The sequence below is a fragment of the Stenotrophomonas sp. 63632_Sma genome, from assembly GCF_056482875.1.
On record NZ_CM151220.1, the window covers coordinates 399379 to 424494 of the forward strand.

General features: G+C 62.0%; 26 protein-coding genes. 12 read left to right on the forward strand and 14 right to left on the reverse strand.

The features are described 5' to 3' along the window. Positions 1-9 precede the first annotated feature (9 nt). From ACZK45_RS01805 to ACZK45_RS01820, 4 genes are all read right to left on the reverse strand, one after another. Complete coding sequence (locus ACZK45_RS01805) at positions 10-513, reverse strand: hypothetical protein (RefSeq protein ID WP_004139502.1); 504 nt, start codon at positions 511-513, stop codon at positions 10-12. 19 nt (positions 514-532) lie between these two features. After that, positions 533-1384, reverse strand: a complete 852-nt coding sequence (locus tag ACZK45_RS01810) for a DUF2145 domain-containing protein (RefSeq protein WP_478445353.1) — start codon at positions 1382-1384, stop codon at positions 533-535. Positions 1385-1432: 48 nt separating this feature from the next. After that, on the reverse strand, positions 1433-1660 hold the full coding sequence (locus ACZK45_RS01815) for a hypothetical protein (protein WP_004139505.1): 228 nt from the start codon (positions 1658-1660) through the stop codon (positions 1433-1435). Between the two features lie 154 nt (positions 1661-1814). Further along, positions 1815-2780, reverse strand: coding sequence for a mitochondrial fission ELM1 family protein (locus tag ACZK45_RS01820; RefSeq protein ID WP_478445354.1), 966 nt, complete (start codon positions 2778-2780; stop codon positions 1815-1817). Between the two features lie 120 nt (positions 2781-2900). On the opposite strand from ACZK45_RS01820, the gene ACZK45_RS01825 reads away from it, so the two are divergent. Next, complete coding sequence (locus ACZK45_RS01825) at positions 2901-3491, forward strand: malonic semialdehyde reductase (RefSeq protein WP_049457907.1); 591 nt, start codon at positions 2901-2903, stop codon at positions 3489-3491. Positions 3492-3577: 86 nt separating this feature from the next. Further along, entirely contained in the window at positions 3578-4285 is a 708-nt protein-coding gene (locus tag ACZK45_RS01830; RefSeq protein WP_080291836.1) for a YceI family protein, read from the forward strand. Positions 4286-4890: 605 nt separating this feature from the next. Here ACZK45_RS01830 and ACZK45_RS01835 read toward each other — a convergent pair. Continuing rightward, complete coding sequence (locus tag ACZK45_RS01835) at positions 4891-5292, reverse strand: hypothetical protein (protein WP_478445355.1); 402 nt, start codon at positions 5290-5292, stop codon at positions 4891-4893. 203 nt (positions 5293-5495) lie between these two features. Between ACZK45_RS01835 and ACZK45_RS01840 the strand changes: the two genes are divergently transcribed. Next, positions 5496-6329: a hypothetical protein gene (locus tag ACZK45_RS01840; RefSeq protein ID WP_478445356.1), complete on the forward strand. Its 834-nt coding sequence runs from the start codon at positions 5496-5498 to the stop codon at positions 6327-6329. A 91-nt stretch (positions 6330-6420) separates the two neighbouring features. Continuing rightward, complete coding sequence (locus tag ACZK45_RS01845) at positions 6421-6549, forward strand: hypothetical protein (RefSeq protein WP_478445357.1); 129 nt, start codon at positions 6421-6423, stop codon at positions 6547-6549. 312 nt (positions 6550-6861) lie between these two features. On the opposite strand, the gene ACZK45_RS01850 is transcribed toward ACZK45_RS01845, so the two are convergent. Both ACZK45_RS01850 and ACZK45_RS01855 read right to left on the reverse strand, forming a co-directional pair. Then, a complete protein-coding gene (locus ACZK45_RS01850; protein ID WP_478445358.1) occupies positions 6862-7659 on the reverse strand; it encodes a siderophore-interacting protein in 798 nt (265 codons plus the stop codon). A gap of 59 nt (positions 7660-7718) precedes the next feature. Continuing rightward, positions 7719-8279: a PadR family transcriptional regulator gene (locus ACZK45_RS01855; protein WP_032130019.1), complete on the reverse strand. Its 561-nt coding sequence runs from the start codon at positions 8277-8279 to the stop codon at positions 7719-7721. Positions 8280-8847: 568 nt separating this feature from the next. Between ACZK45_RS01855 and aceE the strand changes: the two genes are divergently transcribed. The 3 genes from aceE (at position 8848) to ACZK45_RS01870 (ending at position 14034) form a co-directional block, all read left to right on the forward strand. Then, positions 8848-11535: a pyruvate dehydrogenase (acetyl-transferring), homodimeric type gene (aceE, locus tag ACZK45_RS01860; protein ID WP_004139606.1), complete on the forward strand. Its 2688-nt coding sequence runs from the start codon at positions 8848-8850 to the stop codon at positions 11533-11535. Positions 11536-11662: 127 nt separating this feature from the next. Beyond that, complete coding sequence (locus ACZK45_RS01865; RefSeq protein ID WP_478445359.1) at positions 11663-12904, forward strand: hypothetical protein; 1242 nt, start codon at positions 11663-11665, stop codon at positions 12902-12904. Positions 12905-12909: 5 nt separating this feature from the next. Continuing rightward, positions 12910-14034, forward strand: a complete 1125-nt coding sequence (locus ACZK45_RS01870; RefSeq protein ID WP_478445360.1) for a hypothetical protein — start codon at positions 12910-12912, stop codon at positions 14032-14034. A gap of 376 nt (positions 14035-14410) precedes the next feature. On the opposite strand, the gene ACZK45_RS01875 is transcribed toward ACZK45_RS01870, so the two are convergent. The 7 genes from ACZK45_RS01875 to ACZK45_RS01905 all read right to left on the reverse strand — a co-directional run bounded on the left by ACZK45_RS01875 (position 14411) and on the right by ACZK45_RS01905 (position 20505). Continuing rightward, the gene (locus ACZK45_RS01875) at positions 14411-15274 is read right to left on the reverse strand and encodes an NgoMIV family type II restriction endonuclease (protein WP_478445361.1); all 864 of its coding nucleotides are present in this window, start codon (positions 15272-15274) and stop codon (positions 14411-14413) included. Next, positions 15271-16227, reverse strand: a complete 957-nt coding sequence (locus tag ACZK45_RS01880) for a DNA cytosine methyltransferase (protein ID WP_478445362.1) — start codon at positions 16225-16227, stop codon at positions 15271-15273. Before ACZK45_RS01880 ends, ACZK45_RS01875 begins: the two co-directional genes overlap by 4 nt. Positions 16228-16629: 402 nt before the next feature. Next, entirely contained in the window at positions 16630-17448 is an 819-nt protein-coding gene (locus ACZK45_RS01885) for a NaeI family type II restriction endonuclease (protein WP_478445363.1), read from the reverse strand. A 94-nt stretch (positions 17449-17542) separates the two neighbouring features. Beyond that, entirely contained in the window at positions 17543-17962 is a 420-nt protein-coding gene (locus ACZK45_RS01890; RefSeq protein WP_478445364.1) for a very short patch repair endonuclease, read from the reverse strand. A 96-nt stretch (positions 17963-18058) separates the two neighbouring features. After that, positions 18059-18772 carry an HNH endonuclease gene (locus ACZK45_RS01895; RefSeq protein ID WP_478445863.1) on the reverse strand — a complete coding sequence of 238 codons (714 nt, stop codon included), beginning with the start codon at positions 18770-18772 and terminating at the stop codon, positions 18059-18061. A 664-nt stretch (positions 18773-19436) separates the two neighbouring features. Next, the gene (locus ACZK45_RS01900) at positions 19437-19805 is read right to left on the reverse strand and encodes a hypothetical protein (RefSeq protein WP_478445365.1); all 369 of its coding nucleotides are present in this window, start codon (positions 19803-19805) and stop codon (positions 19437-19439) included. Positions 19806-20292: 487 nt separating this feature from the next. After that, positions 20293-20505, reverse strand: coding sequence for a hypothetical protein (locus ACZK45_RS01905; protein WP_170935768.1), 213 nt, complete (start codon positions 20503-20505; stop codon positions 20293-20295). Between the two features lie 213 nt (positions 20506-20718). Here ACZK45_RS01905 and ACZK45_RS01910 point away from each other — a divergent pair, with 213 nt between their 5' ends. From ACZK45_RS01910 to ACZK45_RS01930, 5 genes are all read left to right on the forward strand, one after another. Then, a complete protein-coding gene (locus tag ACZK45_RS01910) occupies positions 20719-21318 on the forward strand; it encodes a hypothetical protein (protein ID WP_478445366.1) in 600 nt (199 codons plus the stop codon). A 4-nt stretch (positions 21319-21322) separates the two neighbouring features. Continuing rightward, positions 21323-22297 (forward strand): lytic enzyme, encoded by a 975-nt coding sequence (locus tag ACZK45_RS01915; RefSeq protein ID WP_478445367.1) that lies wholly within the window; start codon positions 21323-21325, stop codon positions 22295-22297. A 155-nt stretch (positions 22298-22452) separates the two neighbouring features. Beyond that, positions 22453-23379, forward strand: coding sequence for an XVIPCD domain-containing protein (locus tag ACZK45_RS01920; RefSeq protein WP_478445368.1), 927 nt, complete (start codon positions 22453-22455; stop codon positions 23377-23379). After that, complete coding sequence (locus ACZK45_RS01925; RefSeq protein ID WP_478445369.1) at positions 23376-24011, forward strand: hypothetical protein; 636 nt, start codon at positions 23376-23378, stop codon at positions 24009-24011. Before ACZK45_RS01920 ends, ACZK45_RS01925 begins: the two co-directional genes overlap by 4 nt. Positions 24012-24014: 3 nt before the next feature. Further along, positions 24015-25025, forward strand: coding sequence for an XVIPCD domain-containing protein (locus tag ACZK45_RS01930; RefSeq protein ID WP_478445370.1), 1011 nt, complete (start codon positions 24015-24017; stop codon positions 25023-25025). Positions 25026-25116 lie beyond the last annotated feature (91 nt).

The window sequence follows — 25116 nt, forward strand, 5'->3', positions numbered from 1 at the left end:
GACGGCGGCTCAGCGCCGGGTATCGAAGATGTCGCGCGGGCCGGTGGCCTCGGGCAGGTATTCCAGCGGGCGGCCCTGGTTGTCCTTCAACTGCCAGCCCTGGTCGGCGCCGGTCGGTTCGAAGTTCACGGTCTGGCCCACGGTGAACTGCACGGCGGGATCGCCGATGCCGCGCGGGTACTGCATCGATGCGGTGTTCTGCGGGTCGTTGGCATCGCGCAGCAGCACTTCGCGACGGCCATCCACGGTGGTGGCGATCGCACTCACCTGCATCTGCGGCAGCTTGATCTGCTGCGGGCGGGCCAGCGGCTGGCCAGCGTCGGCGGCATCCTGGGCTTCCTTCGCCGCCGCCGCGCGGGCCGACGTCACCATCTGCGTGGACATCTCCAGGCTCGGTCCCTGCGGGCCCGGGTCGTGGATGATCACGATGCGGCGCTCTGCATGAGCGGCCGTGGACCAGGCCAGGCTTGCGACGATCAGCATCGGCATCAGGACGGCGGGCAGGGTACGCATGTCGTTCTCCTTGCTGGATTCAGGGCGTGGCGGCGGCAGCACCAGCTACCGGCACGTGAGGGATCACCAGTTCCTGCTGCAGCTGGCTGCGCTGGTGCAGGAAATCGAACACCGATTCCACCGTCACCACCGAATAGTTGCCGGAGATGCGCTCGCCGGCCGGATGGTCAGTGGTGGTGGCGTTGGCCACGAACAGGCGCGCACCCACGCGCTTGCCGAGGCCGATATGCAGCACGCTGGGCTGGTACTTCTGCTGGCGCAGCCACTGCTGCGCCTGTTCGCGCTTGACGATGGCCGGCGCGCCTTCGGTCTGCGCCATCGCCGCGGCCAGCACTTCCAGCACCCACTGGTTGGAGTTCTGGTAGTCGGTGGCAAACGGGTAGGCAACCACGTTGTACTTGGTTTCGTGCAGCGCCTTGGGCTGGATCGACGGCGACACCAGCATCGCTTTCAACGCGGCACGCAGCGGCGCCGAGGGCACGCCGATGCGCAGGTCGGTATGGCCGCCGCTCTCGCCGACGAAGTTGCCCAGCCCTTCGTGGTACAGCTGCGAGCTGTCGGTCTTGCAGCGGTTGAGCAGGTGCATCGCGCGCCAGCGGCCATTGTCCTCACGCACCAGGAAGGCCAGGTGACTGTGGCGCAGGCCGTAGCGGCTCAGGTCCTGGCCACCGCGCGCGGCCACCACCACGTCCACATCGGGCAGCGCGTCCAGGCGCTCAGCGGTGGTCCAGGCCACGTCCAGCATCGCCGCCTGCGCGGCCACGCTCGGGTAGCGCTCGCGGCATTCGGTGCTGTTGGCCCAGGCCGGTGCGGTCGCCAGCAGGCTGGTGATCAGCAGCGCGGCGCGCGGCAGGTGGGAGAAACGATCCATGTCGATACCTTCAACGGCGGGCAGGCCCGCGCGCCGATCATACGCTGCTCAGCGCAGGGGACGATCCACGCCCTTGCGCTGGAGCTCCTTGTCGCAGGCATCGCTGATCGGGGCCACCGGCAGCGGTGGGCGCTGGCCCTTCGGATCGCGCAGCGCCGGTTGTTCGCGGTACGCGTCCAACTGCTGCTGGCATTGATACGAAATCGGATCCAGCTCGGTGGGTGTGGTGGAGCAGGCCGCGAGCAGGGCCAGGGGCAGCAAGAGCAAGGTACGCATGAAGACGTTCAGAGTGATGGGGGAAGCTGGACTCTAACCGCGCAGCTGGATCGAAATGTTCAGAAATCGCTGCGCGGTCGGGTAGTGCCGGCCGCTGGCCGGCAACGACAGGGTGTTCGGTAGCGCGTAGAGCATTGCCGGCCAGCGGCCGGCACTACCCCAATGCCAGGCGCTGCTTCACCTCTGCCGCCACCCGCGCGGTCTCGCGCAGCGGCTCGATGCGGTCGTACTGCCAGTCCAGCCAGCGTTCCTGCAACCGCCCGCGCTCGCGCAGCTGCTGCTGGAAACGCGCCAGCCGCCCCTGCACGGTATCGGCCAGCGCCACCATCACCGGCATGCGCGTGGCGCAGGCTTCAGACAGCAGGTTCACCGAATCGGGCGAGACCACCACGCGGTTGGCCCAGCCGAGCAGGCCGCCATAAGGATTCGTACCGTCGCCGCCGTCGCCCCAGATCACGTGCGGCAGGTCGGCGAACGTCGCGCGCAGGATCTCGGCCAAGGCCGGTGGCGTGCGCCGCGAGGTGGTGGCCAGCAGGCTGCCGCCCTCGCTGCGGATCTGCTCGGCCAACGCCTGGAACACGCCCACCATCGCGGTCTCGTCCCAGGGCGCCAGCGGCGTCGGCCCGCCCACCAGCAGCGCGGTGCGCGGGCCGGGCAGGGTACTGAAGCCGGCGAACGCGGCGCGGCCCCAGGCCAGCCAGTCATCGTCCACCGGGTTGAGGCTGCCGAGCAGGGTCAGTACGTTGCTGCCACGCAGGGCATCGTGTTCGGGCACCACCACCATGTCCCAGTGGCGGGCATTGATGCGCGGGTCGAGGATCTGCACCACCTGGCTGCCACGTGCGCGCAGCACGCGCAGTGCGCCGGCGGCCTGGCGGCCACAGCCGATCGCCAGCGGCGGTGCATCCGCGGCCAGCGTCGCGAATGCCTCGCCGTAGCCGTTCACATCACCAGGCAGCCGCCGCGGCGACAGCCAGCGCCAGGGTGCGCGGGGCTGCAGGACCAGCGGGCGATGGGTGCCCTGGCGCAGCGCAGAGGCCAGCGCGACCGCCTGGCGGACATTGCCGGCACGGCCGTCCGTGACCGTCCAGGGCGCACTCGATCGTTTCACCTGTGGCATTAATTCGTTTCAGCTCTGCTGGGTGTTGCAACAGTCGCGACACTCTACACTGCGGCTCGTCGTTTCGCCCCGCGCCGCCCGCGGGCACTGACTTCCCTTAGCCGCCCTGGAGATCCACCGATGTCCCACGCGCTCGACGCTGCTGCCCTCGACCAGCTGTTCCGTACTGCCCGCACCCAGAACGCTTTCCTCGACAAGCCGGTCCCGGCCAGCCTGCTGCAGGAACTGTATGACCTGGTGAAGTGGGGCCCGACCGCCGCCAACACCACGCCGGCCCGTTTCGTCTTCGTCACCTCGAAGGAAGCCAAGGCCAAGCTGGCCCCGGCCCTGTCCGAAGGCAACCACGACAAGACCATGGCCGCCCCGGTCACCGTCATCATCGGCTTCGACCTGGACTTCCACGAGAAGCTGCCGTACCTGTTCCCGCACACCGATGCCAAGGCCTGGTTCGACGGCCCGCAGGAAGGCCGCCACGAAGCCGCCATCCGCAACGGCAGCCTGCAGGGCGCCTACCTGATCCTGGCCGCACGCGCGCTGGGCCTGGATGCCGGCCCGATGTCGGGCTTCGATGCGGCCAAGGTGGATGAAGCCTTCTTCGCCGGCACTTCCATCAAGTCGAATTTCCTGGTCAACCTGGGTTACGGTGACCCGGCGGGCCTGTTCCCGCGTCTGCCGCGCCTGTCGTTCGACGAAGCGGCGCGCATCGCGTAAGTCGCTGTATCGGTTTCGGGCCTGCCGTCCCGTGGCAGGCTCTTGCTGCACCGTGTACCCACCCTACGATCCGGAGAGTTCCTCAGATGAGCGCCACCCGTAAACTGCTGCTGCCGCTGGCCCTGACCCTGGCCATCGCCGCCTGCTCCAAGCCGGCCGATACCGCTGCCCCGGCTGCTGACGCCGCCGCCCCGGCCACCACCGAACAGGCCGCCACCCCGGCTGCCGATGCCGCTGCCGCCGCGCCGGCCGCCGAAGCGATCCAGATCGCCTCGGGCACCTACAAGCTGGACCCGACCCACACCGACGTGCTGGCCCAGTGGAGCCACTTCGGCTTCTCCAACCCGAGCGCGCACTTCGGCAACGTTGAAGGCACCCTGGTGTACAACGCCGAAGACGTGACCAAGTCCACCGTGGAAGTGAAGCTGCCGCTGAGCGGCCTGAACAGCTTCACCGCCAAGTTCGACGAGCACCTGAAGAGCGCCGACTTCTTCGACGCCTCCAAGTTCGCCGATGCCACCTTCAAGAGCACCAAGGTGGAAGCCGCTGGCACCAACAAGCTGACCGTCACCGGTGACCTGACCATCAAGGGCATCACCAAGCCGGTCACTCTGGACGTGACCGTGAATGGCGGCGGCGAGCACCCGATGGCCAAGGTTCCGGCCGCCGGCTTCGATGCCACCACCACCCTGAAGCGCAGCGATTTCGGCGTCGGCGCCTATGCTCCGAACGTCAGCGATGAAGTGAAGATCCGCATCACCACCGAAGCCACAGGCGAAAAGCCGGCTGCTTGATGCACCCCACTCACTCGTCGTGAGAAGGCAGAAGGCCCGCTGAAAAGCGGGCCTTCTTTTTGGGGCGTGGGGGACGCCTTGGTAGATGCCAACCTTGGTTGGCACACGAGCACTCCGCAGGCCAACCGAGGTTGGCCACTACCGGTTCATGCAGGGCGGGAGAGTGCTTTGGTAGGTGCCAACCTTGGTTGGCACACGAGCACTCCGCGGGCCAACCAAGGTTGGCCACTACCGGTTCATGCAGGGCCGGAGAGTGCTTTGGTAGGTGCCAATCTTGGTTGGCGCACGAGCACTTCGCGGGCCAACCAAGGTTGGCCACTACCGGTTCATGCAGGGCCGGAGAGTGCTTTGGTAGGTGCCAACCTTGGTTGGCACACGAGCATTTCGCAGGCCAACCAAGGTTGGCCACTACCGGTTCATGCAGGGCCGGAGAGTGCTTTGGTAGGTGCCAACCTTGGTTGGCGCACGAGCATTTCGCAGGCCAACCGAGGTTGGCCACTCCCGGTTCATGCAGGGCGGGAGAGTGCTTTGGTAGGTGCCAACCTTGGTTGGCACACGAGCACTCCGCGGGCCAACCAAGGTTGGCCACTACCGGGTACGCGTGTTCAGCGCAGCGCGCCCAACCATGCCACGCACGCCTCGCTCGGGCTCTGCTTGGCCTTCACCGTCATCCCGCTCACGCGCGCGAAGGTCTGCGCGGCCTGCGCCACGACCTGGCGTGCGATCAGCGCGGCCTGCTTGGTCGCGGCCTGCTGCTTGCGCAGCTGCACGATGTTGATCGAAGGCCGGCCCACCGGCGCGTACTTCTGGTCGCGGCGCAGCACGTCGGCCACCTGCGCCACTTCGAATTCGGCCTGCAGGTAGCGGTGTTGTGCTTCCACCAGCTCACGCAGCGGTACGCGCAGGGCGGCCGGGGCGGCGAAGGCGGCCAGGGCCGCATCGCAGGCGGTGTCATCGGCAAAGCGGGTACGCAGCGCATCCACGCTGGCCAGGGTCAGTTTGGCCATGTGGGCCTCGTTGCTGCAGGAAAGGAGCGCGATTGTCGCATTGCTTGGCGTGCTCCGGGCCGGCAGGCTTTCGCTTTGGTAGAGTCGACTGTCAGTCGACTGCTCTTGGCGCGATGCCGGAAACCCCCGCGCTGCGCGCGACTAACAGTCGACTCTACCTGGCTGGCATTTCAGGCGCAGCCGCATCCACGGAAGGAAGACCCATGCAGGACACGCAGTACTGGTTGAACGAATTCTGGACGGGCCTGAGCGTGCTCGATCTGCTAGGCGGCAGCCTGCTCGGTACGCTGCTTGGCCTGGTGCTGGGCATCTTCGCCTGGCGCTGGCTGCACCGCCGTGGTTGGTTGCAGCGGCGCACGCGCTGGCATCACTGGCTGCTGGCCAGCTACGTGGTGCTGTTGCCACTGGCGACCGCCTTCTTCGGCCTGCAGCTGGGCTTCACCGCCGGTGCGCACCGCGCGCTGTTCAAGCAGCTCGATCATTTCCAGCCGCACCTGCAGACCCTGATGGAAGGCTGGAGCGAAGGCTTCACCGATTCGCTGGACGACCCGCGCATGCGCGAGGCATTGCGCAGCCAAGGCACGGTGGGCGATGTGGCCGACACCATCGCCTCGGCCTACCTCAGCGAACATCCGTTGCCTGACCTTGATCGTCTTGGCAACGGCCCGTTGGCGCGCGGCACCGGTTGGGTGATCGGCAAAGTGCGCGAAGGCCTGCTGCGCGGCATGGTGGAAGACACGCTGGTGGACAAGGCCGGCACGCTCGGTCTGGAGCCCAAGGTCGTGCGCGAGGCGCTGACCATGCACGTCGATGAGCTGCTGCACACCCGTGGCGTGCTGCGGCTGGTGAAGGCGCAGATCAACGGCATGATGCCCGGCGTGTACTTCGGGCTGCTGTTGCCGTTGCTGATCATCGCGCTGCTGGTGGCGCTGGAGATCTGGGCCGCGCAGCGGTTCGGGTGGACGCGGCAGGTGGCATCCAGCGCGGTAGTGCCGGCCGCTGGCCGGCAGTTGCAGGTTCCTGCCGAAGGTTCATGAGGTTGCCGGCCTGCGGCCGGCACTACCCAGCCAGGCAAGAAGGTACATGAGCGGCGGCGGAGCCCCTGTAGAGTCGAGCCATGCTCGACTCATGGCGCGCAGCGCGATACGTGCGGGTTTCGGGCTGCTGTCGCTGCTGATCTTCGCGCTGCAGGTGGCATCCAACGCGGTAGTGCCGGCCGCTGGCCGGCAGCTGCAGGTTCCTGCCGAAGGTTCATGAGGTTGGGCCAGCGGCCTGCACTACCCAGCCAGGCAAGAAGGTGCATGAGCGGCGGCGGAGCCCCTGTAGAGTCGAGCCATGCTCGACTCATGGCGCGCAGCGCGATGCGTGCGGTTTTCGGGCTGCTGCCGCTGCTGATCTTCGCGCTGCAGGTGGCATCCAACGCGGTAGTGCCGGCCGCTGGCCGGCAACTGCAGGTTCCTGCCGAAGGTTCATGAGGTTGCCGGCCAGCGGCCGGCACTACCTGCTGCAGGGCGTGCGGACCAACGGTCCGCACCCACCAAGCAGGGTCCGCACCCACCGGCTGCCCGGTCAATCGCCGTCGGTCTCGTCCGGGTGGGCCTTCCAGTAGCCGGTGGAACGGATCCAGTCGCGCGGCACGCCCAGGTGGCCTTCGATGAACTTGCGCATCATCCGTGCGCGGCGCGATTCGGTGGCGATCCAGTAGAAGACATCACCTTCCGGGGCTTCGAAGTCGGTCAGCATGTCTTCCAGCAGCGTGCTGGTCGCCGCCGGGAAGCCGTTGCGCTCCAGCCAATGGATACGCACGTTCTCGTACTGCGGCAGGTCCTGGCGTTCGGCCTCATCGCTCACTTCGATGAAGGCCTGCACCTCGGCATCCTCCGGCAGCACGTCCAGCCAGCGGGCGATGGCCGGCAGCGCGGTTTCATCGCCAATCAGCACATAGGCGTCGTAGCTGTCGGCCACCACGAACGAGCCGCGCGGGCCGCCGATCACCAGCGTATCGCCAGCCTGGGCCTGCTCGGCCCACGGCCCGGCAATGCCCTGGTCGTGCAGCACGAAGTCGATGGCCAGCTCGCCGGTTTCGTGGTCCCACCAGCGCGGGGTGTAGTCGCGGGCCGGTGAGGGCTCCTTGCCGGCCGGATAGCTGCGGCCTTCGGCAGTGACCACCGGCAGCACCATCTCGCCGCTGGCGTTGGGGAAGAACAGCTTGATGTGGTCGTCGGCGCCGGGCGAATCGAAACCGGCCAGCTCGGCGCCACCCAGCACGATGCGGCGCATGTGCGGGGTGACCTCTTCGGTGCGCAGCACGGTCAGTTCACGGAAGCGCACATCCAGGCGCAGGCGCGTGTTGTTGTGTTCGGTCATGGGGTTACCTGTAGAGGTGTCGCGCGGGGGCGCGCGGCGTAGGGGCGACCTGGCTGGAGTCAGTCTGGCTGGGTCGTTGAAAAGGATTGGCTCTCGCTACCGGCCGTACCGTTGAGCAGCGCGGACGCCCGCGTCAGCAGCGCCGCTACTTCTTCTGCCTCGCCCTCGGCCCAGCGGCCGTGGTGATGCACCAGCGCCCGCTTGAACTCGCGCAGGGCGCCGGCCAGCGGCGGCGGCAGCGAGGCCTTGGTGATCTCGCGGGCACGGTCGAAGGCACGTCGCTGCGCCAGGCGCACCTGGGTGCGCTGCACCTTCAGCTCGAACTCGCCGGCGGCGGTGATGCGGAAGATCCGCTTGCCGTCCACTTCCTCGGCCTCGATCCAGCCGGCCTGCTCGAAGCTGGCCAGGAGCGGGTACATGGTGCCGGCGCTGGGCGTGTAGGCCTGCATGAACTGGTTGCTGATCAGCTGCATCAGCTCGTAGCCGTGGCGCGGCTGCTCGCCGATCAGGGCCAGCACCAGCAGGCGCAGGTCGCCGCGGCTGAGCACCCGCGGCTGGCCGTTGCGGCGTGGCACTTCCGGATTGGTGGAACGGGCTCTGGGAGAAGCGGTACGGCTCATTTCGATATATCGGTAAACGAGTGTGCAAACGATATATCGATATATCGAATACGACAATCATCGATCCGGCCACAAGCAGGTCAGTTTTGGGCCACGGCCGGCCCCGCGCACAGCAAAAAGGGCGCCCCTTGCGAGGCGCCCCGGGCAACACTGTGGAAGGGAGTGAGGCAGGGCCAGACGGCGGACCGGAGCGGGCGAGGCCAACACTCGAGGCCTACCCTGAGGGCAGGGCGGGGGGCGATCCAGAGGCAGGTGCGACACGTTGTCGCCCGTTCAGCGCCAGCACGCGGAGCCGATACAGGTGGGCATGGCGCTGCCCTACAACCGTCATCGGCAGCGGTAACACTGCGTCCTGCACATGGGCGCAGCGGCCCGCAAGCGACAGCCCGCGCAGCCAACAAGGCCCGCCGCAGGGCCTTCAGCGGGCCCGGCAAGCCCCTTGCGGACACTGGCCGGTTGCATCCATACGCCTGCGTAGCCAAGTGACGAAAGCCCTTGGTGCGCTACACTTTGCGGTCTAGAAATCTATACAACAGTCGCGCGCGTGCGTGCGGTTATGGGAGCGCTAATGAACTGGTTGAACGAGGTGCTGAACAACGACCCGAATCCTGTGGAAACCCAGGAGTGGATCGAGTCGTTGAAGGCCGTTATTGATGTCGAGGGCTCCGAGCGCGCGCATCAGCTGCTGGAAGGCATGGTGGAACTGACCCGTCGTTCGGGCGCCTACCTGCCGTTCTCTCCCACCACCGAGTACGTCAATACCATCGAGCCGCAGCTCGAGGCCAAGAGCCCGGGCAATGCCGAGCTGGAATGGCGCATCCGTTCGATCATCCGCTGGAACGCGATGGCCACCGTGGTCCGCGCCAACCGCAAGCCGGGTGACCTGGGCGGCCACATCGCCTCGTTCGCCTCCGGCGCCACCCTGTACGACGTGGGCTTCAACCACTTCTGGCGCGCCCCGAGCGAAAACCACCCGGGCGACCTGCTGTTCATCCAGGGCCACAGCGCCCCGGGCATCTACGCGCGTTCCTTCCTGGAAGGCCGCATCAGCGAAGAGCAGCTGGACAAGTTCCGCATGGAAGTGGACGGCGGTGGCCTGTCCTCGTACCCGCACCCGTGGCTGATGCCGGAATACTGGCAGACCCCGACCGTGTCGATGGGCCTGGGCCCGCTGGCCGCCATCTACCAGGCGCAGTTCATGCGCTACCTGGAAAACCGTGGCCTGATCGAGAAGTCCGACCGCAAGGTGTGGTGCTTCATCGGCGACGGCGAGAGCGACGAGCCGGAAACCCTGGGTGCCATCGCCCTGGCCGGCCGTGAAGGCCTGGACAACCTGATCTTCGTGGTGAACTGCAACCTGCAGCGCCTGGACGGCCCGGTGCGCGGCAACGGCAAGATCATCCAGGAACTGGAAGGCGTGTTCCGTGGCGGCGGCTGGAACGTGATCAAGCTGCTGTGGGGCGGTTACTGGGATGCCCTGCTGGCCAAGGACAGCGACGGCGTCCTGAAGAAGCTGATGATGGAAACCGTCGACGGCGAATACCAGAACTGCAAGGCCTTCGGCGGCGCGTATACCCGCGAGCATTTCTTCGGCAAGTACCCGGAAACCGCTGCGATGGTGGCCGGCCTGAGCGACGACGACATCTGGCGCCTGAACCGTGGTGGCCACGACCCGCACAAGGTGTACGCCGCCTACCACCAGGCCGTGAACACCAAGGGCATGCCGACCGTCATCCTGGCCAAGACTGTGAAGGGTTACGGCATGGGCAGTGCTGGTGAAGCGCTGAACCCGACCCACCAGACCAAGAAGCTGGACGACGAAGCGGTGCGCCACTTCCGCGACCGCTTCAACATTCCGGTGACCGACGCGCAGCTGGCCGACGGCCAGGTGCCGTTCTACCACCCGGGCCCGGATTCGCCGGAAGTGCAGTACCTGCAGGAACGCCGTGCCGCACTGGGCGGTTACCTGCCGCAGCGCCGCCGCAAGGCCGACAAGACCTTCGTGGCGCCGAAGCTGGAAGCCTACGAGCGCCTGCTGAAGAGCAGCGGCGAGCGCAGCTACTCCACCACCATGGCCTTCGTGCAGAGCCTGAACATCACCCTGCGTGACAAGGAACTGGGCCCGCACATCGTGCCGATCGTGGCCGACGAAGCCCGTACCTTCGGCATGGAAGGCCTGTTCCGCCAGATCGGCATCTACGCGCCGTTCGGCCAGAAGTACAAGCCGGTCGATGCCGACCAGCTGATGTTCTACCGCGAAGACCAGAGCGGCCAGGTGCTGCAGCAGGGCATCAGCGAGCCGGGTGCGATCAGCTCGTGGATGGCGGCTGGTACCAGCTACTCGGTCAGCAACGTGCCGATGCTGCCGTTCTACATCTACTACTCGATGTTCGGCTTCCAGCGCGTGGGTGATATCGCTTGGCAGGCGGCGGACATGCGTACCCGCGGCTTCCTGCTGGGTGGCACTGCTGGCCGCACCACGCTGAACGGTGAAGGCCTGCAGCACGAAGATGGCTTCAGCCATCTGGTGGCCGGTGGCATTCCGAACGTGCGCAGCTACGACCCGACCTTCGGCTTCGAAGTGACCGTGGTTCTGCAGCACGGCACCAAGCGCATGATGGAAGACCAGGTGGACGAGTATTACTACGTCACCCTGATGAACGAGAACTACACCCACCCGGAAATGCCGGAAGGCGCGGCCGAAGGCATCGTCAAGGGCATGTACCTGCTGACCGACGCCGGCAAGCCGAAGAAGGGCGAACTGCGCGTGCAGCTGCTGGGCTCGGGCACCATCCTGCGCGAAGCCATTGCTGCGGCCGAGCTGCTGGACAAGGACTTCGGCGTGACCGCCGATATCTGGAGCTGCCCGAGCTTCAACGAACTGCGTCGCGATGGTTTCGACGTGGAACGTGCCAACCGCCTGCATCCGGAAGGTGAGCAGCGCAAGGCCTACGTGACCGAGCTGCTGGAAGGCCGCCAGGGCCCGGCGATTGCCGCCACCGACTACGTGCGTGCGTATGCGGACCAGATCCGTGCGTTCGTGCCGATGTCGTACACCGTGCTGGGTACGGATGGTTTCGGCCGTTCGGATACGCGCGCGAACCTGCGTCGGTTCTTCGAGGTTGACCGGTACTACATCGCCCATGCCGCGATTGCGGCGCTGGCGAAGGAAGGGAAGATGACCGCGAAGGATGTGGCCCGGGCGATCAAGCAGTACAAGATTGATCCGGAGAAGGCTAATCCTGTTGGGGTTTGATTGAGGATTAAATCTTCTTGCATAAGGGCGGCCATTGGCCGCCTTTATGTTATACAAAGGGGAACGTTTTAACGGGTGTCATGGCTGATAATTCAGCTCTGCATGAATAGGGAGGCTTTGCGGGGATATGAACTTTAACTCTTGGCTGTTCGACAAGAAGGTACAGGGGGTTAATGTCTCGATTGATATATCAATAGGAGACTACTGGGCTTTTGCCCAGCATGTAATTAAAAAAAATGAACTTCAACGTGCAAAAGTTTCGTCCCGCGGAAAGCCCTATCAGTTGCTCCAGCGCGATTTGATTGAGGGCTGCGTAATGCCTCCGATAATTCTCGCGCTCAGTCAAGACAAAGGGGCGGTTGTTTCAAGTGAAATCGACCGGATAAAGAATGGAGTAATTGACGCTGCTGCGAAGGATGCGATTACTCAGGCGATTCGTGACAGCTTTGCTTCACACGATGTCCTGATCCTCGACGGGCTTCAGCGGACTTACACGCTTCGCGAGTGTATTGCGGCTGTGGGCGCCGCGGGTTCGCCGGAGCATGTGGGCTTTCTCGCTAGATCAATTCGCCTTGAAGTATACGTTGGCCTGAATAAGACAGGCATCCTATACAGGATGCTTACTCTGAATACCGGCCAGACGCCTATGAGTTTCAGGCATCAGATCGAAATGCTATATCGAGATCATCTCGATGCTGCGCAGCTGCCAAATGGAATCGTTGTTCTTCGAGAGGCGGAAGAGAAGAGGGCGCGTGGGGCGGCGAAGTATAAGTTTTCTGAGGTGGTGGATATGTTCTACGCCTTCTCAACTGGCCGGGCCGAGTCCATCGATAGGCAAACTTTGGTAAATCAACTTGGAGAGCTCGACTTCCTGGAAGGATACGACGGGGTAAACAGTGACCTTCAGACTCTCTTGGTAACCTACAATAAATTTGTCAGGCATATCGAGGCGCTGAGCGGTGATTGGGTGTTTGATATTGAGCGGTTAAGGGCAAATATTCCGGATGCAGCGGTAGAACGACCATTCGGCTCCAATGTGGCGTCTGTTTTCGAGCGCGTCCAAGCGATGACCGCATTTGGCGCGGAAGCGAAGAGGCTATTCAAGCAGGGAAGAATTCAGAGTTTTTCCGACCTTGAAGCTGAGATTGGGAATTGCAGATTCCAGGGGGAGCCGCATGATGCGCTTAATCTTCTCGTTCTGATGCTAGATGACATTGCGAAAAAATCTACCAAGATTGGTCCTGCGCAGCGAGACTTCTTCCGATTTGCTTTCAGATCTCTTCTTAACGAAGATTCAGACGCTTACCTGGACCTTTATGCTTGTTGGAGCGCGGGTCAGACCAAGTTTGAGAGTCTTAATGATGAGTGACCGGGATGTCATTGCTTAACTCCATACTTCAAGAGTCAGTTCTACACGGCGCCAAAATTGAAATCGATAATGGGGGAGCCGTTGTTTCTGTCGCCGGCTATTCCAAGAGGCTGAGCTTTGATTGCCCGTATCCCAATGAAGATTTGCTGAGATTCCATTGTTGGGCCGTGAGGCCGCCGTCTTCCGCGGAATCTGGGATCTTGGAGGTGCGGAATAACGGTTCCGACTCAATCACGCTGGGCTATATTTTTCCCGTTAATACATTTAGCCCTGATTCGCCGTATGGGGCGAATAGTTTGAGTGGGCGATTTAAGAAAATATTCTCCAGCGTGGCTGGAATTGCCTTGTGTCGCGATGGAATTGCGAATACCAGTGTGGAACTTAGATATGAAGAAATTTCGGAGGAAATTCCGCTTCGTGAAATCTTCTCTGATGATCTGTCTATCGTGGTCCTGGGTGTTGAAAATATGGAGCGTGCGGGTTGCTCGATCGACGCAGCTCGATTACTTCTCCAGGAGTACGGATACTTTGTAGTGGATCATGGAGCGTCCCACACGCTAAAGCGGCCCCGCCCAGCGCTGCCCGGGGTTGCAGCAAAAGTTGGCAGCGTGCCTGAAGGTCTAATGGATAGTTGCAAAGTCATTGAGAAGCTAATATCCCTTGCGTCACGTCAGGTGTCGTCTGTGTCTGCGCTTTTGATATATTATCAAGTTATAGAGATAATGTCAGAAAAGCTCTTGCTGTCGAAGCTAAAGGAGATTGCGGCTGCGCCACAGCAAAGCGGGTACGCTTTCAAAAAGAAGCTAAGCAAGATCGGATCTGAGCAGGCGAGGGTTTCTTCGCTCTGTCACATGGCAAGCCGGAACGGTGATGCGGAATCCTTTTCAAGATTGAAGGATCTAGGCAAAGAGTTTATTGAGCTTTGCGGCCTTCGCGCCGGGAAGTCGCCTGGAAAGGTTCTTTATGGTGTTCGGAATATAGTCGTTCACAGCCAGGCCTCAATGGACGACCGTGCTCATGATCTTCTTTCCGATGTGATTACGGAACTGCATGCTGTGGTTTGTAGTATGGTTCGTAATTTTAATGGAGCATACGTCGGTCCAGAGGATGGTTTGGATGACGAAGATTGACTGATATCTCTTTCGAAGTCAGTGGATTATTCCTGGCTACCCGGAATTCAATGGATTTCCATGAATCAAAAATGGAATTGATCCGTGACTGCATTAAGTGTAAACGCAGCGTGCTCTGTTCCCTATAAATTTGTATGACTTGTGCGAGTATTTGTTTTTATGCCATGGCCACATGCGCGCGGCTGCTGTGAGAATCTCAATGACTGTTTGTACTTGTCACAGAGCGCCGTTGCAACTGCAGAGCTGATATCTATAAATTGACTCCCAGCGCGCGAGTGCGTCTGCGAAACGCTTCGTTAGGTACGTGGAAGCAAGCTCTGCTTTAAATGTTGTTGGCGCAGGCGCTAGGCCTGTCATTCGAATCTATCGACGAAACTTACACTGCTAGATCCAGCGGCAGGTCAGAAATGTCCTTAAGTCGCTTGCCTTCTATCAGGATGTCGAGCATCTCTCTGGCATCAGAAAAATCAAGTTCTTCAATTGCTCGCTTGAGCTCGTTTAGCGCAAAATGATAAGTGCAGTCTATGTCGCCCGTTCCAAGCGCGATCGACGCAATACGACTAGGAGTGGGCTCTGCCGTTACTACCACTGCGTGTGGGAGTCTTCCCTTGCGGTTCCTTATAAGGTTGAGTGCCTCGGAGCGCGCATTCTGGGCTCTATCGCTACGCAGCGTCCATTTGCAGGAGATGCTCGCATGCAACAGTGGAAGGCCTCCGTTTGCATTCCTTAGGGAGGCGTGCAGCGCCGTAGAGGAGTCGACGATATGGCTCCTCGAATTTATAGATTGGTCATCGATCAGCGCGCGAGAAATTATTATATCCGGGCTAATGGTATAGTCATTCCCTAGGGCAGCAGCGAGTTCGCGATTTCCCTTTGCTGCTCGGTCGAGTGCGACTAGGTGAGCGTACTGCTCGAAGCACGCGATAAGCCGTCTGTTTCTCCCGCCAACTTGTTGGACGAGCCAATCACCTGGCCTGATATGGTCAAGCTTGCCAAATGTGTTTCGAACAAAGTTGGCACACGCTCCCTCAAAGTTTGCCCCAGAAGTCTGCGCGGGTGCTCTCTCGCTCATTACCTCGACGCGCAACTGAGTGGCGATATGTCTGGCAATTTCTCTGCTTACGCGACTATCTTTGTCGGCGTTAGAGTGGATTCCATTTTTGTCAATAGTGAGCGTGCTCTCGAGAAGCGAGGCGTGAAACTTCTTTCGCTCTGAAAGGAAGAGGGCTTCTACGCTCATGCCACTTTGAAAATGCGTGGCTGTGAAAGCACATCGCAAATACGAGCAGCCACAGCCGCAGCCACGGGAGGAGGGAACGCGTTGCCGATCTGCCTGTAGGCTGCGGTCTTTCGCCCTGCAAACTCCCAACTGTCAGGGAAGCCTTGGATTCGAGCTGTCATTCGCGGGGTAAGTCGGGGCATACCATCAAAATCTGCTTCAGGGGCTTGGTCCCAAAGCCCCATGCCATCGACACCTAGAGCTGCCCATGCTTTCTTGGCGCGGGTTGGCCCAAGGTCAGGGCCGCCATGCTTCTTGGATCCACCGACGAGAGTCGGCGCGATCGCGTTGGCGCCTTCCCTCCATGCATCAACTTGATCCCAGCCTCGCGCGCCCATCAAGTCGTGCAGCAGCTGACCTACCGTCTTTGGGGGCTCTTCCAGTGCTTCTGGCCATGAGAATGCCGGAGCAAGCTCCTTCTTCATGCCGACAAATATCACGCGCGGCCGAAGCTGGGAGACGCCATAGTCGGATGCGTGCAGAAGTCGCCAATCGCCCAAGTATCCGAGTTTCTTGAGCTCCTTCTCTACGCCCTTCCGGTAATCGTCGAACTTGGGGTCGAGCAGGCCGCGAACATTTTCGAGCATGATTGCTTGAGGCCTTACCTGATCAACAATTCGAATGGCTTCAGGAAAAAGGTCGCGCTCGTCGTCGGCGCCCAGCTGCTTTCCTGCCTTAGAGAAAGGAGGGCAAGGCACGCCGCCGGCAACGAGATCCACACCCTTGTATGGGGATGCGTCGAATTCGCGAAGGTCACCCTCAATCACGTTCCAGTTCGGGCGGTTCAAGCGGAGCGTCTGGCATGCGGCCGGCTCCCATTCCACGAGCGCAGAGTGGTCGAAGCCGGCCATCTCTAGGCCAAGGCCTTGTCCGCCAGCACCGGCGCACATCTCAAGGGAGGTGAATTGACTCATGTAGATCTCAGATCAGAAAGGAGCCCGGCAGGAGGGTGTCGCGCTGGCTACAGCGCTAGCTCCTTAGAGCACCAGGTGTCGGGTGGGGGCGGTGGGGTCAGCAAGTACACGCTGGCGCCGTATCAGATGCTGAGACTAGGGCAGGCGTGCCCCTAAGCCGCATGACAGTGCGTGGCGTGTCCAGATGCCTGGATTCCCCTTCTCTGGCAACTGCCAGCGTACCAAGCCTGATCGCTAGTGCAAGTGTTTGGAGTTCAGGGCGCTTGGGAGGCCATCCCTGCAAGTCAATTCCGCCAAATCGGTTCCGAAATCCCCGAGATGTCAAGGCCCTGGCTGGCCCATCGCGTAACGCAGTCAGCCGAGTCCTGGAAGCTGCTGGCTGTGAGCCTCTATAGCAAAACCTTAAGGGCTATCAGAGATCCTGAGGCTCAACCATTCATCTTTGGCTGCAGGGGTGAAGCCGTGGGCAATCATGACCTCGCGGTCTGCGAGGTAGGTGGCACAAAGGACCTGGTAGCCCTCTCTTCCCAGAGTTTCCTTCATCTCGCGAGCCCGCTTCACCGCATCCCTCTGTTGTGCCAACTGTTCGATGACGCCTCGTGGGATAAGAAGACCCGTGGCCATGGTGAAGAGCGCGCGTACCCGCTGCCGCCCGCTAGGCTGGGCCAGGATTGCGGAGCGCACCGGTTCAGGGAGATCCAGCATGAAGTTCCTGGGCATCGGGCCTTCTACGAGCCATCGAATCTGCGCCTTGCCGGCAGCGGAGATGGACTTCTTTCCATCTCTGTTCTGGCCATTGGTCAGTACTGCCGGGGTCATTCTCAACATGCCGAGCCAGCAAAGCCCCTTCACATCGTCCGCGCGGACAAGCATGCAAAGCTGCCCAACCGCCTCCTGCGGGATCATCCAGTCGTTCTTGACTGTGAATTTGGTATCAACCTCGTGGCCGGCAATTAGATTGTCCAATAAGACTCCCCGCTCCAGCGCCAAGGCCTTCCGAAGCAGGATCTCGACCTTTGTGCCTATATAGGTCTTTTCTGTTTTCTCTAGCTGATCAATGCAGAAACGTCCCGTCCGGGGGGCGTCAATCACTTCGTCGAACGCCGTGCGAAGAGCTTGCCCCACTTTGCTCAGCAGAGCAGGGTCGCGTGAGAGCGCTGCGGCAACCTGCTCGAGAGCAGGGTCATCCAGCTGAGGAGCTTGTGAAAAAAGGCCATTCATTGAGCCCTTCTATCACAATGTGGGCAATTTACGTAAGGCTATGGCGTGTCCAGCCCAAAGCTAGCCGCTGCCCTATTCTCCTGATCCTGAAGTGTCAGCCGGGCCGTAACAATCTGACTATGCGATCGATCTCTCGGGCTCGGTCCGCTTCCCGCTTGATCTTGCACTCCCAAACAGTAATCACCTTCCAGCCTGCGGCCCTTAAGCGGCGCGCCGACCTACGGTCGCGCCGCACATTCGCGTCCAGCTTGGGTGACCAGTAGCGCGCGTTGCTTCCCGGCCTTCTTCCGTTCAAGCAACTGTGCAGATGCCAAAAGCAGCCATGCACGAAGATGGCGGTTCTGTACTTCGGCAGCACGATATCTGGTCGTCCAGGAAGCCCCCTTCCCCCCAGCACATACCGAAAACCCCGAGCATGAATAGCTTTGCGCAGCCACAGCTCAGGTTTGGTGTCTGAGCTACGAATCCTGGACATCCGCTCGCTTCGCGCTTCAGGACTAAGAATGTCGGGCATCGTCCTGCCTCAGGTTTTCTCGGGTGAAGCATACTCTTGCCTATTTCAGCTCTCGGCAGATAGCAAGTGAACGTTCCATAGTTCCCATGCCGCTTCCTACCACTGGCACTGCGAACGATGCCAAGTGAGTGATTCTTGGCAGGCTGACAGCTCAGGCGGCATGGGAGTGCTTAGCTGACGGCCATCCAATTCGACGTAGGTGGAGTGCTGGAGAGCAGGCGCCACGGCGATCTTCAGAGAACCGGGGTTGATGGCTATCAGATACAAATCGAACAGAGTGTGCACATCGGCACGGAGCAAAAGACCGTTCCTGACATCGTTGCTCTTTAGGCCTGAGTAGGGCCGGATGTGGGCCGCCTCAAGCGCATCGACCACATCACACCCCGTCATAGCACAGCAACCGCCGTACGCGTCCAGCAGTGCCTTACGGAGCGCAGGCTGCCCGCGGCGCCGAACGATAGCTGCCAGTACACGCTGCCTCTCGTCCACCTCGTTTGTTGGGGAGAAACTGCCAGATGTCTCCGCCGCTCTGGTCTCCTGCTCCAACAGTCCCCTCGTAGGACTAGAAACCGACGTGAGCGTCTCACCAGACAGTCCGAGGAGCTTGGCAAGTCTCGGCTCAACCCTTGCACCCACTTTCGATGCTGGAAGAAGCCCGGGTAGCCAAGGCTTGCCCGCCTGATCTAGAACATGGGAGATGTTCTGCATGCGGTATTCCCACGCCTTGGACGTGCGTCCGTGGCGGGCCGCCAGTTCCCGATAGACCCTTGTCTTCTCAAGGGCTGATCCATTGGCAAGACGGGCTTCCATTTGGCGATACGCCTCAACGGCAGCAGCCAATTCGTCTTCAGTCCACCTACTCACAGCCTTCCCCTGTCCGCGACCGCACGTGGCGTCCTGGGGAAAGTATGCCGTAAGCGACACAATGAGCTGCTAATGGGTTGGAGCGGAAGAGCGTCGCGTGTCAGCGCAAACCGCAGGCTGTTCAGGCCCGTCGGTACGCCTCGTATGCGAAGTCCAGCTGCAAAGCCCTAATCGGCCGGAAGTAGTCGGCTACTCCAGCGCTGGAGTAGAGGTTGGACGCAAGGCGCCTCAGTGCCTCGGCTTATGAAGCCTAGGATGAGCAACTGTGAAGAAGAGTTGTCCACCAGCAGAGCGGGCTCACCTCGGCAAGTGAGCTCGAGGTACCTGGCTTCAAAGCGTCCGGCACCGAGCGCTGCATCTTCAGCCGCTAGGCTTAGGGCTTCCTCGCGCATGACAGCAAACTCTGCAGCCGAGACCTTGGGGTAGGTCTTCAGCTCCAAATCGCCTTTTGGCAGGTGGAAGTGTGCGAGCGCTGAACCAATCAGCGCTGCCAAGCACAGTACTGCGTACGTCAAAGACTTCATTGGAAGTCCTGCAGATCAGAGGCGAACGGACAATGGGGCCGCGACGACAGCCCGCAGCCTATTGCTTGAGGTTCAAGCCTTGGGTGCTACTCCCGAACCTGCAGCCGCTCAATAGCCTGCGCAGTCAACGCCACACAAGCCATCTTCAACCCCTCCATCACCCGATCCCCCAGGTACTCCTCGGGCGCGCCGTTCTGCCGAGTCCGCTCCGCAGCCAGCATCAGCTCCGCCACCACACGCAGCCCCGCCAGCGCGCAATCCGCATCCGCTAGCTGAAGACACCGCCCATGCAGTTGATGCCGCTCCGGCCAAGGCTGGCCGTCCGCAGCCGCGCCGGTTCCGATGCGGCGCAGCGTAGCGACGAAGGCGTTGGGGTCAACGGACGGTTCGCGCTCGGGTTCGGCGTTGTCCGGATCGTACTGCGCGTGCAGGGAACGGAAGTCCGATGTGTTCATGGCAATGCTCCGTACAGGACAGATAGCAACGCCACCGATAAAGGCGGCGGACGGTGCGTGTCTCGAAAACCGGTGAATACCCAATCCGGCGGGTCCGAGGACCCCCACGCACCGCCCGCCATGGATCGCGAACGGATTGCCAGCCGGCGCCATCCGAAGATGACGCCGACTGGCAAGCGCAAAGCACTGGGTATTCAGACGGGTTTTCGAGTCCCGCGCCACCTAGTGCGAGGTGGCACGCCAAGGTGTACTCGCATGATTGCGAGATGCCAAGAAACCGTAGGCCGCAGAGGCCGTAAATGCTGACGCTTACAGCATTGTTGCATGGCGCACGCGCGGCAGAACCCTTGCGGTGCGGTGGTTTCGGCCGGTGTTAAGTTACAGCCCGAATGCGCATTGAAAAGCACGGTTTGCAGCCGTTCGGGATCCCAAAAGCGACACGTAGCCCGCCGGGCCGATTCGCGCGGCGCGCCGATTGCGACACGGCTTAACTTTGCACCCCGCCCGGCCGTGGCCACAGGGCATCGTCGCGCTCCAAGTCGTAGTCGCTGCCGAACGCCAGTGCAGCCTCGCGTGGCGGGAGGTCTGCGTAGCAGCCCAGCAGGTACTCATCCATGCCGGCATCGCGGTGGTCGATGGCGAACAGGTGGAGAAGCTCCTTGTCGAACGCTTCCAGCCATGCGGTGTCGATCGTGGTCATGGTCATTCTCCTGAGTGCAGGAATAGTGCCTGCACCATCGCGTGCCTGCTAACACCAGAACTGACCCATGCAATGTTCACCGGCAGGAATCCCCATCCCGTCCCGGGGTTATGTGAAGCCAGTTCAGGTCCTGCCGACCGGTGCGGTGTATAAACTGCCGACACGTGAGTGCCCGAATGTGAGGAACGGATGCGACACCTACTGAGGCCATGGATGGTACTGCTGCCCCTGCTTATGGGCGGCTGTGGTACCCAGGCACCCCAGATGTATGGCGATGGTTTCCCCGTTGCCAAGCCGATGGACCTGGTCCATGCAGGCGCGACGGTAGAGGCGCGTTTCGAACTGCCGCCGCCTTGGGAGAAGGACCCCAAGCCACGCACGTTCCTGATCGGCTTCCGTACCGGTGGGCCTGCCAAGCGCCCGGACATGAAACCGGGCGATGTCGACTTCCTTGAAGACGCCCGGATTCCCCTGAAGGTGCAGCTGTGGAAGCTGGAGGGCGAAGCCGAAACGCCCATAGCACTACAGGTATTGAATCGCGATCTGCCTGCTGTCTGGCAGGGTAGCCGATATCAACCGGCCAAGGGCGATGTGTACGAATACAGGAGCGCCATCGGCGCGGATTCGAACAGCCTGGTCAATGCAGGGAAGTACGACATGTCCCTGGCCTACAGGGAATACGAGGTGGCCCGTGCTGATTCCGGGGATCTCACGGCCGGAAAGTACCGGCTGAAGGTGACCAACCTTCAGGGCAACCCGGAAGTTGCACATCTCAACATCGAGCTTCTCGTCGCCAACTACAACGTGAAATAGGACTATGGACAGTCAATCGAATAGCGCAGCCGCACCCCAGGACGGCAAGAAGGGGCCTTACACCGTCACGGTCTACCTCGCTGCCCCGGGTACACCTGTTGCAGGCAAGGATGGCACGACCCACTCATCTTCGGCGGGCCATGCCTACTTCATGGTTGCCGATGGTGACAAGAAAGACGGATACGGGTTTTCGCCGATAAAAACGGGGATCACCGGGCCTGGGCACGTGGTGAAGGGGGAATTCGAGACCTATCAGAACCCTCGGTTCTCCTACACGCTCGAGATCACCAAGGATCAGTACGACAAACTGAAGGCGTACGGCGAGGCGAGCGTCAATCGCGATCAGGACCGTTTCAATCTCTATTACAACGGCTTGTCGAACAGCTGCGTCGATTACGTGTGGACAGGCCTTGGTCAGGCCGGTTTGCGGCCCAAGCTCGAGAAGCCCGATCCCAGCTTCGAAGGGACGATGAAGGTGCTTCCGAACATCGATGCGCTGAAGAGCATTCCGAAGCCGTTCCCCGATAGCAAGCTCAATTCGACCCACGAGAATCCCCTTCCCAAGAAGCAAACCACGTTGCAGAAGCTGTTGACCGAGGTGGAGGGCGAACTGCCGCCGCACGAGCGGGTGGCTGCACTATCGCCGGAATCGCAGCAGCTGTTTGATCGCATGCGATCGGACTTGCCTGAGAAGGTGAGCGATGCGCAGGTGATGTCAGCGATGGTTGCTGCGCGGGAGAACGGTATTCACCAGCCGCAGCAGCTGCGCGATGTGGTGCTGCAGGAAGAGAAGATCTTCGTGATGGGCACGACGCCCGGCTTCAGGGCCATGGTGGATTTGAACCAGCCTCAGCAAAGCCTTGAGGAGGGGCTGGCCCGCAGTCAGCAGATCGACACGCGGGTGACTGAGCAGACCCGTCAGGAAACGCAGCAGCGCGAGGCGGCGACGCAGACGTCTGGCGGCATGCAGATGGGCTAGTGCGGCCACCCGCGAGCTTCCGGGGCGCTGGTACTGCACGCTGGCTCACAAATTCAGCAAGCCGCGATCGGCCTCCTCTGTTCCTCCACCTGCCCCCCATCCCACCTATGCCATCATCCGCTCAGGACCGCAGCACCCATCAAGGCTGAACAGGCATGGAGCAGGCAACACGCTACACGGTAACCCTTTATCTGGCCGCCCCCGGCACCCCGCTGAAAAGTGGGGGCATCTCGCCGCGCGGCCATATGTACCTGCAGGTAGCTGCGGGCGACGAGGCCCACAGCTACGGCTTCGCACCGCCGCGCCACGCGCCGGGCGAAACCCCCACCGGCGTGCAGTACGCGCAGGTGCGCCACGACGATGCTGATGAGCATCTGGACCCGTATTACAGCCGCACCCTGGAAATCACCGAGGAGCACTACGGCTGCCTGCGTGATTTCGCCGAGGAACCGGCCGAGTTCGAATTCGATGTGGATCGCCCGGCCACCATCAACCGTTGCAGCGACTTCGTCTGGGCGGCGCTGCATTACGCCGGGCTGCATCCGCTGCCGGCGCCGCTGGACGGCGGCAGCAACCTGGGCGAGTTCGCGGTGCTGTTCAACCTGCCGGAAATCCAGTGCATTGCCGCGCCGTTCCCGGGGAGCGATCTGAATGCCGAAACCCATCACGCGATGCCCGAGCGCGAGGCCGAACACCATCGCCAGGGCGACCGTGCCAGCGATGAGCCGCCGCCGACGCCGATCGAAGTGGCCGGCACGCTGCTGGACCCTTCGCATCCCGACCATCGCCTGTTCTCGCAGCTGATCCAGAAAGTGGCGGAGCTGGATGCAGCGCATGGCCGCCCGTTCGATGCGGCCAGCCAGCGCATCAGCGCCAGCCTGCTGGTGCTGGCCAAGCAGAACAATCTCTCGCGCGTGGACCACGTGCTGCTCAGCCGGCCGACAAAAAGCAGTCATGCCGCCGAGAGCATCTTCATCGTGCAGGGCGACCGCAACGACCCAGGGCACCGCCGCGCCAGCATCGCCACCGAGGTGGCGGCCAAGACCGATGTGGCAGATTCGCTGCGGTTGAAGGAGCAATGACGCGGTCACTGCGGCGGGGGCTGGTGGTACTGGCGGTGCTGGGTGCGCTGGCGGCATGCCGTGCGTCACCAGCGCCTGAGGTTGCGCCGCCCCTGCTGACGCGCGCACAGGCCGAGGCGCGCACGGTTGTGCCGTTCACGCGGGCCGTGCAGTTGCAGAAGGCCGGTCGGATTGCCGAGGTCACGTTTGATTTGCCGGCAGCCCAGAAGCCGGCCATTCCGATCCTGAACATTGGGTTGCGGCTGCAGGATACCAACGGGCGCTCGTTGCTGGACGCGTGGGAGAAGGTCAGGCTGGGAAGGCCACCCACGCGATTGCGCCTGGAGCGGATTGATGGCGGCGCACCTGGTCCTGTACAGCTATGGCAGAGCACTCCTGACGGGCGCGACTCACAGAGAATTCCAGAAGATGAGGTTGTGCGATATCTGTCCGATACAAGCTTGGATGAGGGCGCACTGATCCAAGCCGGTCTGCACTCGCGTGAGATGCTGTATCAGGTACTTCAGGTCGCGGATGTCGGTTGGCTGGAGCCGGGCCGGTATCGGTTGACAGTCGACCTGATGGAGGACCGTCCGCAGCTGGAAGGGCTCCAAGCCGAACTTATTGTTGGATATCAATCGCTAGGGAAGTAGGACATGAGCAAGGAAGCAGAGCGCTATACGGTCACGATTCATCTCGCCGCACCGGGCACGCCGAGAGTCGATGTGGGCAACGCGGGCCAGAAGAGATTGTTGGATCCGTCATTTGCTGGGCACATGTTCCTTTCGCTGACACGATCAAATGACCCGGTACCCGTGAGCAGGGGATTCACGATGGGGAACGACCGTGCGAATCCTTCGCTGGGCAAAGTCGATGACACGGATCTGCGGGTCTACGACAAACCCCGCTTCGAGCGCACGATCGAGATCAGCAAGGAGCAGTACGACCGCATCCTCGAGTTCTCGGCAGACCCGAAGAAGCACGGCTTCGACATGAACTACGACTTCTTCTCCAACGCCTGCACCGATTTCGCCTGGGGTGCCCTGAATCACGCAGGCCTGCGCCCGGTTGGGCTGGCCGGGGAGATCACCAACTACGAGGGCGCCACCAGGGTCCTGGACAACATCCGCGCCGTCAACGCCATTCCGCAGCAGGTGAAGGGCAGCGAGCTGGACAGGGTGCAGTGGAACCCGATGCCGAAGCAGACCTTCCGCGAGTGGATGTTCACCGAGAACGGCGAGCAGTGGCGCGGCAACAGTACCCTCGCGGCAAGCGGCACGCCCGCAGACCCAGCGCATGAGGATCATGCCCGCCTCAACCAGATCCACCAGCAGGTGGCCGACCTCGGCGCTTTCGGTGCACGCAACGGCAATGTCAGTGCCAGCCTCCTCGCGCTGTCGAAGGAGCAGCAGTTTTCGCGCGTGGACGAAGTGGTGCTGGGTGAGCAGCGTGGCGATACTGCGCCGAAGCTGTTCATCGTGCAGGGTGACCGCAGTGACCCGGCACACCAGCGCGCCAGCATGCCGGCGGAGCTGGCGGCGCAGGCCCCGGTTGAGGCCTCGTTCGAGCGGGTCGCGCAGTTGCAGCAGGACCCGCCGCAGCGCGATGTGCAGCGCCTGCAGGAAGAGCAGCAGCTGCAACAGAGCCACGGCCCGCGGATGGCATAGCCGGAGGGCAGCGCCAAGGTCGAGCGTGTGCCATGCCTGCACTGGCGCACGCCACGCCCCCCACCTGCTACCATTCCCCGGCAACCCCAGC

What these genes read in the sequence shown, in the direction of transcription:
- ACZK45_RS01805 (WP_004139502.1), bottom strand. Translation starts at nt 513, where the DNA reads ATGCGTACCCTGCCCGCCGTCCTGATGCCGATGCTGATCGTCGCAAGC.
- ACZK45_RS01900 (WP_478445365.1), bottom strand. Translation starts at nt 19,805, where the DNA reads ATGAACACATCGGACTTCCGTTCCCTGCACGCGCAGTACGATCCGGAC.
- ACZK45_RS01880 (WP_478445362.1), bottom strand. Translation starts at nt 16,227, where the DNA reads ATGAGTCAATTCACCTCCCTTGAGATGTGCGCCGGTGCTGGCGGACAA.
- ACZK45_RS01825 (WP_049457907.1), top strand. Translation starts at nt 2,901, where the DNA reads ATGTCCCACGCGCTCGACGCTGCTGCCCTCGACCAGCTGTTCCGTACT.
- ACZK45_RS01870 (WP_478445360.1), top strand. Translation starts at nt 12,910, where the DNA reads ATGTCATTGCTTAACTCCATACTTCAAGAGTCAGTTCTACACGGCGCC.
- ACZK45_RS01820 (WP_478445354.1), bottom strand. Translation starts at nt 2,780, where the DNA reads ATGCCACAGGTGAAACGATCGAGTGCGCCCTGGACGGTCACGGACGGC.
- ACZK45_RS01890 (WP_478445364.1), bottom strand. Translation starts at nt 17,962, where the DNA reads ATGCCCGACATTCTTAGTCCTGAAGCGCGAAGCGAGCGGATGTCCAGG.
- aceE (WP_004139606.1), top strand. Translation starts at nt 8,848, where the DNA reads ATGAACTGGTTGAACGAGGTGCTGAACAACGACCCGAATCCTGTGGAA.
- ACZK45_RS01840 (WP_478445356.1), top strand. Translation starts at nt 5,496, where the DNA reads ATGCAGGACACGCAGTACTGGTTGAACGAATTCTGGACGGGCCTGAGC.
- ACZK45_RS01875 (WP_478445361.1), bottom strand. Translation starts at nt 15,274, where the DNA reads ATGAGCGTAGAAGCCCTCTTCCTTTCAGAGCGAAAGAAGTTTCACGCC.
- ACZK45_RS01915 (WP_478445367.1), top strand. Translation starts at nt 21,323, where the DNA reads ATGGACAGTCAATCGAATAGCGCAGCCGCACCCCAGGACGGCAAGAAG.
- ACZK45_RS01850 (WP_478445358.1), bottom strand. Translation starts at nt 7,659, where the DNA reads ATGACCGAACACAACAACACGCGCCTGCGCCTGGATGTGCGCTTCCGT.
- ACZK45_RS01830 (WP_080291836.1), top strand. Translation starts at nt 3,578, where the DNA reads ATGAGCGCCACCCGTAAACTGCTGCTGCCGCTGGCCCTGACCCTGGCC.
- ACZK45_RS01920 (WP_478445368.1), top strand. Translation starts at nt 22,453, where the DNA reads ATGGAGCAGGCAACACGCTACACGGTAACCCTTTATCTGGCCGCCCCC.
- ACZK45_RS01855 (WP_032130019.1), bottom strand. Translation starts at nt 8,279, where the DNA reads ATGAGCCGTACCGCTTCTCCCAGAGCCCGTTCCACCAATCCGGAAGTG.
- ACZK45_RS01885 (WP_478445363.1), bottom strand. Translation starts at nt 17,448, where the DNA reads ATGAATGGCCTTTTTTCACAAGCTCCTCAGCTGGATGACCCTGCTCTC.
- ACZK45_RS01925 (WP_478445369.1), top strand. Translation starts at nt 23,376, where the DNA reads ATGACGCGGTCACTGCGGCGGGGGCTGGTGGTACTGGCGGTGCTGGGT.
- ACZK45_RS01930 (WP_478445370.1), top strand. Translation starts at nt 24,015, where the DNA reads ATGAGCAAGGAAGCAGAGCGCTATACGGTCACGATTCATCTCGCCGCA.
- ACZK45_RS01835 (WP_478445355.1), bottom strand. Translation starts at nt 5,292, where the DNA reads ATGGCCAAACTGACCCTGGCCAGCGTGGATGCGCTGCGTACCCGCTTT.
- ACZK45_RS01810 (WP_478445353.1), bottom strand. Translation starts at nt 1,384, where the DNA reads ATGGATCGTTTCTCCCACCTGCCGCGCGCCGCGCTGCTGATCACCAGC.
- ACZK45_RS01865 (WP_478445359.1), top strand. Translation starts at nt 11,663, where the DNA reads ATGAACTTTAACTCTTGGCTGTTCGACAAGAAGGTACAGGGGGTTAAT.
- ACZK45_RS01910 (WP_478445366.1), top strand. Translation starts at nt 20,719, where the DNA reads ATGGTACTGCTGCCCCTGCTTATGGGCGGCTGTGGTACCCAGGCACCC.
- ACZK45_RS01895 (WP_478445863.1), bottom strand. Translation starts at nt 18,772, where the DNA reads ATGGAAGCCCGTCTTGCCAATGGATCAGCCCTTGAGAAGACAAGGGTC.
- ACZK45_RS01905 (WP_170935768.1), bottom strand. Translation starts at nt 20,505, where the DNA reads ATGACCACGATCGACACCGCATGGCTGGAAGCGTTCGACAAGGAGCTT.
- ACZK45_RS01815 (WP_004139505.1), bottom strand. Translation starts at nt 1,660, where the DNA reads ATGCGTACCTTGCTCTTGCTGCCCCTGGCCCTGCTCGCGGCCTGCTCC.
- ACZK45_RS01845 (WP_478445357.1), top strand. Translation starts at nt 6,421, where the DNA reads ATGGCGCGCAGCGCGATACGTGCGGGTTTCGGGCTGCTGTCGCTGCTG.